Annotated in this window: 12 protein-coding genes and 1 tRNA gene; 4 read left to right on the top strand and 9 right to left on the bottom strand. The window is 68.7% G+C overall.

The annotated features are described in order from the left end of the window. Nucleotides 1–74: 74 nt before the first annotated feature. From pth to glmU, 7 genes are all read right to left on the bottom strand, one after another. Nucleotides 75–665 (bottom strand): aminoacyl-tRNA hydrolase, encoded by a 591-nt coding sequence (gene pth, locus VNJ48_RS11155; RefSeq protein WP_325602057.1) that lies wholly within the window; start codon nt 663–665, stop codon nt 75–77. A gap of 92 nt (nt 666–757) precedes the next feature. Next, complete coding sequence (locus VNJ48_RS11150) at nt 758–1456, bottom strand: 50S ribosomal protein L25/general stress protein Ctc (protein ID WP_325602055.1); 699 nt, start codon at nt 1454–1456, stop codon at nt 758–760. Between the two features lie 213 nt (nt 1457–1669). Further along, nucleotides 1670–2455, bottom strand: coding sequence for an ABC transporter permease (locus tag VNJ48_RS11145; RefSeq protein WP_325602053.1), 786 nt, complete (start codon nt 2453–2455; stop codon nt 1670–1672). A gap of 10 nt (nt 2456–2465) precedes the next feature. Beyond that, nucleotides 2466–3236 carry an ABC transporter permease gene (locus tag VNJ48_RS11140; RefSeq protein ID WP_325602051.1) on the bottom strand — a complete coding sequence of 257 codons (771 nt, stop codon included), beginning with the start codon at nt 3234–3236 and terminating at the stop codon, nt 2466–2468. Continuing rightward, entirely contained in the window at nt 3233–4228 is a 996-nt protein-coding gene (locus VNJ48_RS11135; RefSeq protein ID WP_325602050.1) for an ABC transporter ATP-binding protein, read from the bottom strand. The genes VNJ48_RS11140 and VNJ48_RS11135 overlap by 4 nt, the downstream gene beginning before the upstream one ends. 43 nt (nt 4229–4271) lie before the next feature. Then, complete coding sequence (locus VNJ48_RS11130) at nt 4272–5252, bottom strand: ribose-phosphate diphosphokinase (RefSeq protein ID WP_414689941.1); 981 nt, start codon at nt 5250–5252, stop codon at nt 4272–4274. Nucleotides 5253–5288: 36 nt separating this feature from the next. Next, complete coding sequence (glmU, locus tag VNJ48_RS11125; protein ID WP_325602049.1) at nt 5289–6767, bottom strand: bifunctional UDP-N-acetylglucosamine diphosphorylase/glucosamine-1-phosphate N-acetyltransferase GlmU; 1479 nt, start codon at nt 6765–6767, stop codon at nt 5289–5291. Between the two features lie 75 nt (nt 6768–6842). Here glmU and VNJ48_RS11120 point away from each other — a divergent pair, with 75 nt between their 5' ends. From VNJ48_RS11120 to VNJ48_RS11105, 4 genes are read left to right on the top strand one after another with little or no spacing between them, the layout of a single operon-like run. Beyond that, nucleotides 6843–7784 (top strand): ABC transporter ATP-binding protein, encoded by a 942-nt coding sequence (locus VNJ48_RS11120; protein ID WP_325602047.1) that lies wholly within the window; start codon nt 6843–6845, stop codon nt 7782–7784. Continuing rightward, entirely contained in the window at nt 7777–8652 is an 876-nt protein-coding gene (locus VNJ48_RS11115) for an ABC transporter permease (protein ID WP_325602046.1), read from the top strand. The genes VNJ48_RS11120 and VNJ48_RS11115 overlap by 8 nt, the downstream gene beginning before the upstream one ends. Continuing rightward, a complete protein-coding gene (locus tag VNJ48_RS11110; RefSeq protein WP_325602044.1) occupies nt 8649–9563 on the top strand; it encodes an ABC transporter ATP-binding protein in 915 nt (304 codons plus the stop codon). Before VNJ48_RS11115 ends, VNJ48_RS11110 begins: the two co-directional genes overlap by 4 nt. A gap of 10 nt (nt 9564–9573) precedes the next feature. Then, complete coding sequence (locus VNJ48_RS11105) at nt 9574–10275, top strand: ABC transporter permease (RefSeq protein ID WP_325602042.1); 702 nt, start codon at nt 9574–9576, stop codon at nt 10273–10275. A 90-nt stretch (nt 10276–10365) separates the two neighbouring features. On the opposite strand, the gene VNJ48_RS11100 is transcribed toward VNJ48_RS11105, so the two are convergent. Both VNJ48_RS11100 and VNJ48_RS11095 read right to left on the bottom strand, forming a co-directional pair. Next, nucleotides 10366–11967 carry a M28 family peptidase gene (locus VNJ48_RS11100; RefSeq protein WP_325602040.1) on the bottom strand — a complete coding sequence of 534 codons (1602 nt, stop codon included), beginning with the start codon at nt 11965–11967 and terminating at the stop codon, nt 10366–10368. A gap of 114 nt (nt 11968–12081) precedes the next feature. Beyond that, nucleotides 12082–12160 (bottom strand) — tRNA-Gln (locus tag VNJ48_RS11095). Between the last annotated feature and the right edge of the window lie 12 nt (nt 12161–12172).

Below are 12172 nucleotides of genomic sequence, written 5' to 3'. Positions count from 1 at the left end.
TCATCGGAGGCCTGGAAGCGGCCTCTGCCGAACCGCCGCCGACCAGCACGCAAGGCCAACGGTGAGCGGGCACCTCAGCTGTTGAAACGTTGCTGCGTCTTCTCCAGGCCGTCGGTGATCAGCGACTCGACGGCGTCCGCGGCATCCATCGCATGGAAGGGGACGTCCTTCAGCTCGGTCTTCGAGTAGTTGGACAGGACGAAGTCGGCCACGTCCTGGCGCCCCGGTGGACGTCCGATGCCCGCCCGCACGCGGTAGAAGTCTCCGGTGCCCAAGCTGCCGCGCATGGAGCGCAGGCCATTGTGGCCGTTGTCGCCTCCCCCGAGCTTGACCCGCAGGGTGTTGAAGGCGATGTCGAGCTCGTCGTGGATGGCGATGATCCGCTCCGGGGGCACCTTGTAGAACGTCGCCAGGGCCTTCACCGGGCCGCCCAGCTCGTTCATGTAGCTCCGCGGGCGCGCAAGCACGACGCGCGGTCCCGGCGTGCCGGCGGGACCGAGACGTCCCTCGACGACGTCAGCCCTGCCGGTCTTGTGCGCGCGGAACTTGCTGGCCATCCGGTCGGCGAGCTCGTCGGTGACGAGGTAGCCAATGTTGTGCCGGTGTCCGGCATAGGTCGGCCCCGGGTTGCCCAGGCCGACGACCAGCCAGACGTCCTCACTCATGTGCTCATCCTCCCAGCCTGTGATGCCGCGCCTCCAACGCGACTGCGCCGCACCGGGGATCCCGATGCGGCGCAGGCGAACGAAGCGGTGGATCACTCCGTGGAGTCGCCCTTGGCGGCGTCGTCGTCGCCTGCCTCGATCGCGACGGCCTCTTCCTGGGCCTCGGCGATCTCTGCGTCGGACGGGTCGTGCTCGATGCCGAGGTCGGCCTCGGCCTCTTCCAGCTCGGCCTCGAGGGCCTCGGCGGAGATCTGCTGCGTGATGTTGACGATGAGGAGGTCCTCGTCGGCGAGCAGCGTGGTGCCCTCGGGCAGGTTGAGGTCCTTGGCCAGGATCTGGGTGCCGTCGGGCAGACCCTCGACCGAGACCTCGAAGAACTCGGGGATGTGGGTGGCCTCGGCCTCGACCGAGACGACGTTGTTCTCGTTGACGACGAGCGTGTCAGGAGCGGCGTCGCCCACGACGTGGATCGGCACGTCGACAGTCACCTTCTCGCCGCGACGGACCGCGACGAAGTCGATGTGCTCGATGACGCGACGGATCGGGTCGACCTGGACGTCCTTGGGGATCGCGAGCTGCTCGGACCCGTCGATGTCGAGCGCCAGCAACGCGTTGGCGCCACCGTGCTTGAGCGCCATCATCGTCTGGTGACCGGGGAGGATCACGTGGACGGGGTTGTTGCCGTGGCCGTAGATGACCGCCGGGATCTTGTTGTCGCGACGGATGCGGCGGGCGGCGCCCTTGCCGAACTCGGCGCGGTTCTCCGTGATGATCTTTTCTGCTTCAGACATGTTCACTCCTCATACGTTCGGCCAAGTGCGTTCGGATCGTGGGGGCCCCGGAGACGCAGAACGCCACGCTCCCGATCGCGGGCGCGCGGCGTTGAGGATCATGGCCGGCCCTGTCGATCACGGAGTGCGAAGCTCCCTCGCCGAGGCAACCTGAGAAGACTAGACCTCGCTGGCGGCTGGGTCGAATCGGCGCGGCGCTCACGACGGGTCGAACTAAACGCGGTCGAGGGTGGCGTGCGTGCGGCTGAGGTGCTCCAACCAACGCAGAGCGAGCAGGCCCAGCACGGCGTACACCAGGCCGATCAGCAGCTCCCGCCCGACGAGTCCTTGGACGGCGCCCCACGTCGCCCCGTCGGCGACCATCCGGCTGGCCTCGATCGCGTGGCTGAGCGGCAGGAAGCGCCCGATCGCGGCCATCCAGCTGGGCAGGTCGTCGAGCGCGACGTTGGTGCCGGTGAAGATCAGCAGCACGAGGAACACGACGTTGCCCAAGGTGGCGCCGTCGCGATAGACGAGATTGACCGCGCCCATCACCAACCCGATGCCTGCGGTGGACAGGCACCCGACTGCGACGACCAGGGCGATCAGCGGCCACGAGCCGGCGGGGATGTGCGCGTCGAGCAGCCACACCCCGGAAACGATGCCGATCATCGCCGTGCCCCAGCCGTTGACGATCACGGGCAGCGCGCGTCCCAGGAAGAGCGGGATCCTCCGGGCCGGGCTGACGAGCACCAGCCCGAGGGTCTGGGCAAAGCGCTCGCCGGCGATGGTGAAGGTCATAGCGAACATGCCCGGGATCGCGGCGTAGTTGAGCGCGTTGCCGATGATGAAGAACTCATCGTCACCCACGCCCGCCGCACGTCCGACATAGGCGAACAGCAGGATCTGCGTGATCGGGCCCAGGAGGGTGGTCGGGACGAAGATCCAGGGGTTCATCCAGTTGAAGAGCGCACGGAAGCTCATCAGGCCACCGATGAAGAAGATGCGCACGCTCGTCATCGCGGGCCCCTCACGTCAGCGCCAGCGTGGCGTTGCGACGGGCGGAGTCAATGAGGCGTACGCCGAGCCACGCCGCCAGAACGGCGTAGGCCAGGCCGACACCCAGGCAGACCGCCAGCTCGAACCACGGGCTCTCCCCCGCGGCCGAGGCGCGCATCGCAGCCACCCCCCACGTCGGCGCGAGCGCCCACGACAGAGGCAGCGCCCAGCCCGGCAGCAGCGACAAGGGGACGACGAAGCCGCACAGCAGCCAGCCGGGGTACTCCAGCGCCGAGCCGAGCGCCCACGCGGTGCGGTAGCGCACCACGGTCACCGACAGCAGGAAGCCGAAGAGGGCGATGGTGAACGTCGCCATCAGGATGCTCAGCACGAAACCCGGCCAGTTCTCGACCTGCAGCGGCAGGTCGAAGAGCCACCAGTCCCACAGGATCACCGCGACCACGCTGTAGAGACCGAGGGTGGCCATCGCGAAGGTGCTCGGCAGGAGGACGTAGGCGAACGGGGTCGGAGCGGCGACGACGAGCTCCAGGGTCCCGGCCCGTCGCTCTCGCTGGACGAGCATTGCGGCGCTGGTGGTCTGCGAGGTGAAGATGCCCATGGCCGCCGCGCCGATGCCCGCGAAGAGCATCGCCTCCGGGTCGTTGTTGACGCGGTAGACCAGGAGCGCCGCGGTCGCGAACATCAGCGGGAAGACGACTGCCAGGAAGCCTTCGAACGGCGAGAACATCATGACCTTCAGCTGCAGCCGGTAACAGACCCAGAGCTGACGCAGCCGACTCACGCGCCGGCTCCCGTGACCAGCTCGACGTAGGCGTCCTCCAGGGACGGGTCGCGGTGGCTCACCCGACCGACCCGGGTGTCGCCCATCTGCGCGAGCACGGACTGGGTCACCTCGGTGTCGGGCTCGGCGACCACGACCAGCACCTGGACCTGGCCGCGGTCCTCGACCACGACCGTGCGGACCCCGGCGACACCGCGCACCGAGGCGAGGACGTCGTCGGCGACGCCGTACGTCTCGACCTCGAGGACCCGTCCGGACGTGACCAGGCGCTTGAGCTCGGCGGGCGTCCCTTCCGCGACGATCTCGCCCGCCCGGATGACCGCGATCCGGTCGCACAGCTCGTCGGCCTCGAACATGTAGTGGGTCGTCAGCAGCACGGTCTTGCCCTGCTCCCGCAACCCGGCGATGGTCGCCCGCAGCTCGCGCGCGCCGACCGGGTCGATGCCGATCGACGGCTCGTCGAGGAAGAGGACGTCCGGGTCGTGGAGCAGCCCACGGGCGATGTGGAGCCGCTGGCGCATGCCGCGCGAGTAGCCCTCGACCTTCTCCCCCTCGCGGCCGGTCAGCCCGACCAGCTCGAGCAGCGACCCGATGCGGGCCTTCTGCTCGCGCGGCGCGACGCCGTACAGCTCGGAGAAGTAGCGCAGGTTGTCGAGCCCGCTGAGTCGCTCGTAGAGCCCGCGGTCGCCGCCGAAGACGTAGCCGATGCGGCGGCGTACCTCCCGCACGTCGGTGACGACGTCGTGCCCGAGCACCGTGGCGCTGCCCGAGGTCGGGATCAGCAACGTGATCAGCATCTTGATCGTCGTCGTCTTGCCGGCCCCATTGGGACCGAGCAGTCCGAACAGCTCGCCCGGGGCGATCTCGAAGCTGACGCCCTTGACCGCCTCGACCGTCGACCGGGTCGGTCGCAGGACGCTGCCCTGCTTGGTCTTGAACGTACGGCGCAGATCGCGCGCTTCGACAGCTGCAGTTCCCCCGGTGACCAACACCGAAGGGAGGCTACAGCAGGGTCAGGCCGTCCTCACACCGCGTTCACGCGTGGCCGTCGAACATGCTGGTGACCGAGCCGTCCTCGAAGACCTCGCGGATCGCGCGGGCGATCAATGGGGCGATCGAGAGCGTCGTGAGCTTGTCGAACTGCTTGTCGTCAGGCACCGGCAAGGTGTTGGTGACCACGATCTCGGTCGCGCTGGAGTTCTTCAGGCGGTCGACGGCCGGGTCGCTGAGGATGGGGTGGGTGGCCGCGATGATCACGCCGGCCGCCCCGGCTGCGACGCATGCCTCCGCGGCCTTCACGATGGTGCCGCCGGTGTCGATCATGTCGTCGGTGAGGATCGCCATACGCCCCGCCACGTCTCCGACGACCCGGTTGGCGACGACCTCGTTGGCGACGTCCGTGCGGCGTGTCTTGTGGATGAAGGCGAGGGGTACGCCGCCCAGGCGCGCCGACCAGCGCTCGGCGACCTTGATCCGGCCGGCGTCGGGCGAGACCACGGCGAGCTGCTGGTCGCCGTACTTCTGCTTGACGTAGTCGGTCAGGATCGGCAGGGCCATCAGGTGGTCGACGGGGCCGTCGAAGAAGCCCTGGATCTGGTCGGCGTGCAGGTCGACGGTGATGAGCCGGTCGGCGCCGGCGGTCTTGAAGAGGTCCGCGACGAGCCGGGCCGAGATCGGCTCGCGGCCGCGGTGCTTCTTGTCCTGGCGGGCGTAGCCGTAGAAGGGCATGACCACGGTGATGCGCTTGGCGCTGGCCCGCTTCAGCGCGTCGACCATGAGCAGGTGCTCCATGATCCACTCGTTGATCGGCGAGGTGTGGCTCTGGATCACGAAGGCGTCACACCCGCGGACCGACTCTTCGTAGCGCACGTAGATCTCGCCGTTGGCGAACTCGTAGGCGGACTGCGGGACGAGCTCGCAGTCGAGGAGCTCGACGACCTCGTTGGCCAGCGTGGGGTGCGCCCGCCCACTGAAGACCATCAGGTTCTTCTCGGTGGTCTTCTTCATTCCGCTCACGAGCTGCGACTCCTCGATCAGGGGTGGGTGTCGACGTCAGGATTCTGACGTACCGGAGCCGTCTTCCCTAACGGCGGGGTCGCCTGCGTGAGACACCTGCTGTTCACCCGCGCGTGTCGCGGCGTCTGCCTGCGCGGTGCCGGGGCGTTTGGACTGGGCCCAGCCCTCGAGGTTGCGCTGCGGTCCGCTGCTCACGGCAAGGGCACCGGGGGGTACGTCGCGGCGCACCGTCGTGCCGCCAGCGGTCCCTGCGCCATCGCCGATGCTCACGGGCGCGACGAAGGTGTTGTTGGAGCCGGTCTTCGCGTGGCGGCCGACGACGGTGCGGTGCTTGTTGACCCCGTCGTAGTTGGCGAAGATCGTGCCGGCACCGATGTTGGTGCCCTCGCCGATGTCGGCGTCGCCCACGTAGGACAGGTGCGGGACCTTGGCGCCGTCGCCGATCTGGGCGTTCTTGGTCTCGACGAAGGTGCCGATCTTGCCCTTCGCGCCGAGCTGGGTGCCCGGGCGCAGGTAGGCGAACGGCCCCACGGTGGCGCCGTCCCCCACGACGGCGAGCTCGCCGTGCGTGCGTACGACGCGTGCCTCGACGCCGATCTCGCAGTCCTTGAGCGTGGTGTCCGGGCCGACCACGGCGTCCTCACGCACCAGGGTCGCGCCGAGGAGCTGGGTCCCGGGCAGGATCGTCACGTCGCGCTCGAGCACCACGTCGGCCTCGATCCAGGTGGTCGCCGGGTCCATGACCGTGACGCCCTCCTTCATCCACCCGGTGACGATGCGCTGGTTCATCTTGCGGCCGAGCTCGGCGAGCTGGGCGCGGTCGTTGGCACCCTCGGTCTGGGTGACGTCGTCGATGAGGTGGGCGCCCACCGTCAGCCCGGCGTCGCGGGCGAGGTGGACGGTGTCGGGCAGGTAGTACTCCCCGTTGGCGTTGTCGTTGGAGATGCGGGGCAGCGCGTCGACGAGGAACTCCGCGTCGAAGGCGAAGATCCCCGAGCTGATCTCGCTGATCTCCCGCTGCTCCGGCGTCGCGTCCTTCTCCTCCACGATCGCCTCGACGTCGCCCTCGGCGTTGCGGAGGATGCGGCCGTAGCCGAAGGGCTTGGCGACGTCACCGCTGAGGATCGAGACGGCCCGCTGAGCCGCCTCGTGCTCCGCCACGAACGCGCGCAGGCTCTCCCCCTGCAACATGGGGGTGTCACCGGCCGTGACGACGACCGTCCCCGTGGTCGTCCCCGCCGCCTCGACGGCGACGCGCACCGCATGGGCGGTCCCCTCCTGGGTCTCCTGGACGGCGAGGAGCACGTCGGGCAGCAGGTCGGTGATGTGCGCGCCGACCTGTTCGCGCTGGTGCCCCACGACCGCCACGATCCGTGACGGCTCCACCGCCTGCACGGCCCGCAGGACGTGGCCGATCATCGACAGGCCACAGACGGGGTGCAGCACCTTCATCGTCTTCGACTTCATGCGGGTGCCGCCGCCCGCGGCGAGCACGATCACGGTGAGGTTGTCCATGGCGGCAGTCTGTCAGGTGCGAGCCGGGGGGATCCCCGATGGGCGGGGACACCTCGGACCGTTAGCGTCATCCCCGTGACAGGGACCGAGGGACGCGTGATCGACACCAGCGGCATCACCATGCGCTTCGGTACGGTCGAGGCGCTGACCGCTCTCGACATCTCCGTCGGCGACGGTGTGACCGGGCTCGTCGGCGCCAACGGCGCGGGCAAGTCGACGCTGATCAAGATCCTGCTCGGCCTGCTGGAGCCCACGAGCGGGACCGCGCAGGTCCTCGGGCACGACATCGCGACCGAGAGTGCGGAGATCCGTCGCCTCGTCGGCTACATGCCCGAGCACGACTGCCTGCCGCCCGATGTCAGCGCCAGCGACTTCGTGGTGCACATGGCTCGGATGTCGGGCCTCCCCGCGACCGCCGCCCGCGAGCGCGCTGCCGACACCTTGCGGCACGTCGGGCTGGACGAGGAGCGCTACCGCCAGATGGGCGGCTACTCCACCGGCATGAAGCAGCGCGCCAAGCTCGCCCAGGCACTCGTGCACGACCCGAGCCTGGTGTTCCTCGACGAGCCCACCAACGGCCTCGACCCCGCGGCGCGCATCGACATGCTGCAGCTCGTGCAGCGGATCGGCCGTGACTTCGGCATTGCGGTGCTCGTCACCTCGCACCTGCTCGGCGAGCTCGAGAAGGTGAGCGACCACGTCATCGTCCTTGACGGTGGGAAGCTGCTCCGCTCCTCCGCCACGTCCGACTTCACCGAGCACACCGGCGGACTGCTGGTCGAGGTGCTGGGCGGGGACGCCGAGCGCGACGCCTTCGGTGAGGCGCTGGCCAGGACGGGGCTGAGCTGTCGTCCGCGGGGTCAGCTCGTCGCCGTCGACCCCCCGCCCCAGCACCTCTCCCTCCACGCGCTCGTGCGCGACACGGCCGCCGACCTGGGCCTCGGCCTGGTCCGGATCCAGCCAGACCAGGCGCACCTCGAAGACGTGTTCCTCACCGACGGAGTCCTTCATGGCTGAGCGCACCGGCGTCATCCACGACATCGGCTACCGCGGCTACGACGGGCCGCGTGAAGGCATGGGCTCGCTCGCGTTGACCCTCTACGTCACCGGCCTGCGACACGCCTTCGGGCTCGGCCGCTCGGGCCGGTCCAAGGTGCTGCCGTTCCTGCTCCTCGGCCTGGCCGTCGTTCCTTCAGTCATCGTCGTGGGCGTCGTGACGATGATCGGGTTGGACAGCCTGCCCCTCTCGTACGCCGCCTACCTCAACCAGATCCAGATGCTGGTGACGCTCTTCGCCGCAGCGCAGGCGCCGGTTCTCTTCTCCCGGGACCTGCGCCATCGATCGATCGTGCTCTACCTCGCCCGGCCCCTGCCGCCGGCCCTGTTCGCACTGACCCGGTGGGCCTCCCTGGCGACCGCGATCCTCGTCTTCACCCTCCTGCCGACGTTCCTGTTGTACGTCGGCGGGTTGCTGGCCGGTCTCGACACGGGCGAGGAGACGCCCGTCTTCCTCCGGTCGGTCGCACTGCAGCTCCTGCTTGCCGCGCTCCTCGCCGGCATTGCCGGACTCATCTCCTCGGTGGCGCTCCGGCGAGGATTCGCGGTGGTGGCCTCGATCGTCGCGCTCATCGTGGTCGCCGGGGTGGTGCTGATCGTGCAGGAGATCGCCGCCTTCGAGGGGATCGAGAAGGTCGGGGAGATCGCCGGCCTCTTCTCCCCGTGGGCCACCCACAACGGCCTGGCCGAGGCGTGGGACGCGGGTGGCACCTCCACCATCGAGCTCAGCGGCGCGTGGCCGTTGGCCTACCTCGGCACGGCGCTCGTCGTGTGTGCCGCCTGCCTGGCCCTGCTCGTACGCCGCTTCGTGAAGGTGGGCTCGAGATGAGCACGATCGTCCTGGACAAGGTGTCGCGCTGGTTCGGCAACGTCGTGGCAGTCAACGACGTCGTCATGACCATCGGGCCGGGTGTCACCGGGCTCCTCGGGCCCAACGGTGCCGGCAAGACCACCCTGATGGCGATGATGGCCGGCTTCCTGCCGCCTTCTTCGGGGACCGTGACCCTGGACGGCGAGCCCGTCTGGCGGCACACGGACGCCTACAAGCTGATCGGCTTGGTGCCGGAGCGCGAGCTGAGCTTCGGCTACCTCACCGGACGGCAGTTCGTCCGGGCCAACGCCGACCTGCACCGACTGCCCGACGCGGCAGCAGCCACCGAGCGGATCCTCGGCGTCGTCGACATGGTCGAGCCGGCAGCGCGGCGGCTCGACACCTACTCCAAGGGCATGCGGCAACGGGTCAAGATCGCGGCCGCTCTCGTCCACGACCCCGCCGTGCTGCTGCTCGACGAGCCCTTCAACGGTGTCGACCCGCGACAGCGGATGCACCTGATGGAGCTGCTCCGCCAGCTGGGCGAGGAGGGCCGCACCGTGCTCTTCAGCTCCCACATCCTCGAGGAGGTCGAGCGGCTGGCACGCCACATCGAGGTGGTCGTCTCGGGTCGGCATGCGGCCTCCGGTGACTTCGGTGCGATTCGGAAGCTGATGACCGATCGGCCGGTCCGCTACTCGATCACGTCGAGCGACGACCGAGCACTCGCCGCCGTACTCGTGGCGCGTCCCTCCGTGCAGGCCGTCAGCCTGGATCCCCGTGGGGGCCTGGAGGTGCGGGTGAACGACCTCGGGACGTTCGCCACCGAGCTTCCCGCGCTGACACGCAGCCACGACCTGTCGCTGTTCGAGCTCTCCCCCAGCGACGAGTCGCTGGAGAGCGTCTTTGCCTACTTGGTCGACCGATGAAGGTGCCTGGATGAACGCCACGATCGTCAAGCTCGCGTTGCAGGCACTGCTGGGTCGACGGCGCTTCTGGCTGCTGCTGGGCCTGCCGCTCGCACTGATCGGACTGACGGTGCTGATCAGCTCCCTGTCGTCCGACAGCGAGGCGGCGTGGCCGATGGTCTCGTTCCTCGGCTATCCCCTGGTGCTGCCGCTGGTGGCGATCCTTGCGGCCTCATCGGTGCTGGGTCCGGAGGTCGACGACGGGTCGATCGTCTACCTGCTGTCCAAGCCGGTCAGCCGCCATGCCATCGCCGTGTCCAAGTGGCTGGTCGCCTGGGCGGCGACGCTGGTGGTGGGCTCGCTGGGCGTGCTCGTGGCCAGCCTCATCGCCGGCGGCGGGGATCAGGCTCTCGGCTGGTGGATCGCCTCCCTGGTGGCCGGGACGACCTACTCGGCGCTCTTCCTCGCCCTGTCCGCCTTCACCCGCCACGCCGTGGTGGCCGGCCTGATCTTCGTGCTGATCTGGGAAGGCCTCGCCGGCGGCTTCCTCAGCGGTGTGGCGTGGCTCAGCGTCGGGCAGTGGGGCATCCGCGTCGGCCATGAGGTCTCGTCGCTGCTCGACGACCCGGCCAACCTGCCGTGGGCGCTGATCGCCAGCCTCGTCGTCACGGTCGGTGGGGTCTGGTTCGCCGGCGACCGGCTGCGATCGTTCGCGTTGACGGGCGACGAGTAGCGGCTACCGGGCCTCGACCCACCATCGTTCGAGGTCGTCGGCCGGACAGGTGAGTCCGGCCGACGACCTCGTTCAATGACCGAGACTCGGTCAGCTCTCGAGCTCCTCGTGGTCGTGGTCGTCGTGCAGACCACCACCACCAGGGGTGCTGGTCGAGCCGCTCACCGGCCCAGCGGGGTCGACGAGCGGGCTCTTCGCGTAGTTGCGCTTGGCGAAGATCAGCGTTGCCTGGGCGGCAGCGTCGACCATCTGGTCCAGGCCGGTGTCGGAGTTGTTGGCGTAGTTGTCGCAGGCGAGGTGGTAGCACGGGTCGTAGGCCATGCCTGCCGTCCCGCCGTAGATCGCCGCTTCCTGGGCCGACTTGACTCCCTCGGCGCCGGTGAACAGGCCACCGGCCGGGATGCCCTTCGCGATGAACGGACCGTAGTCGGACCGTCCGCTGAACGCGGTCTCCGACGACGCAAGGCCCTGGGAGGCGAAGTAGTCGTGGAAGACCCGCTCGATCTCGCCCGAGCCTTGCGGTCCGTCAGCCGAGCCAGGACCGACAGGGAACTTGGAGTTGTCGCCGTCGTAGACGAAGCGCACGAAGTTCGGCGACCCGATCATGTCGAAGTTCAGGTTGAGCCTGATCTGCGCGAGCTGGGCAGGAGAGAGCCTGCTGACATACGAGGTTGAGCCCAGCAGTCCCAGCTCCTCTGCTCCGAACCAGATGAAGCGCACCTTGTTGCGCGGCACAATGCCTCGAGCGGCGAACTGTTCGGCGATCTCCAGGATGCCGGCCGAGCCGGAGCCGTTGTCGTTGATCCCCGGTCCACTGGACACGCTGTCGAGGTGCGCTCCGACGACCACGACGTTGTTGGGGTCACCGGCGGCGGTCTCCGCGATGATGTTCTGGGTGGTGCGGGTCTCGTTGAGCCGGTCGACCCTGACGCGCACGGTGCTGCCGGTCGGACCGTTGAGCACCCCGTTGCTGAGGTCGTCACCGATCGCGAAGCTCGTCCCGATCACGGGCGCGCTGTGGGACTGCTTCCCGCCGAGGGTGCCCGCGATCGTCGCCGTCCGTCCGGCCTGACCCTCGTTGAAGATGACGACCGCGGAAGCACCCGCGGCCGCCGCGTTGGCCGCCTTGGTCCCGAACGGACAGGTGCCCCGCTGGATCAGTGCAATCGTCCCGGCGGGGAAGCCGGCGAAGTCAGTGGCCTGACAGCCGCTGGTGCTGGTGTTGGCCGGTCCCGTAGCGGGGATCACCAAGTCCACAGCCGTGAGCGGCGCGGTCACGTCGCCGCTGGGCGAGAACGTGAACGACGAGAACTGGACATCAGGCGTGTAGGTCACGGCCGTTGGGCTGATCTGCTCGAAGGCAGGTGGAGTCCGGTCCGCGCTGTAGTCGAACGTGAAGGGATCGCGGGTGACGGTGTAGCCGGCCGCCTGCAGCTTGCCCACCACGTAGTCGGCGGACGCGTCGTAGCCGGATGTGCCAGCGAAACGGTTGCCGCCGTTGTTGTCGGCGATGGTCTGGAGCGCCTGTTGGTGCTCGCGAACGCCCTCCAGGGTGACGGCGTTGCGCAGCCCCCTGGTTTCGTTGATGTCGTCGCCGCTGGCTGTGGGTGCGGCGACCACGATGCCGGTCACCATGGTGATGGTGACGAAGCCCGCGCCGACAAATCGACGGCGCACAGAAGTTGTTCTCACGTTTTCCTCCCGGAATTCCGAGCCGAGTGCTCGAATTTTGGCAAAGTCAAGCACCATCGGCCCAGATGTGCTAGGGGCAGACGGGCGTTACTTCGGCCCCGCTTGGTGAACTTGCTCCCCGGGATGGAGTCGAACCATCGTCGCTAATCCTGATTCAAAGTCAGGCGGGCCCTGCCGGCAGACCAACCGGGGAATGTGCGCACAA

Source organism: Nocardioides sp. (assembly GCF_035576065.1).
Classification (GTDB): Bacteria; Actinomycetota; Actinomycetes; order Propionibacteriales; family Nocardioidaceae; genus Nocardioides.
Note: the sequence above shows the minus strand (reverse complement) of the source record. Positions and strands in the feature narration are given on the sequence as shown.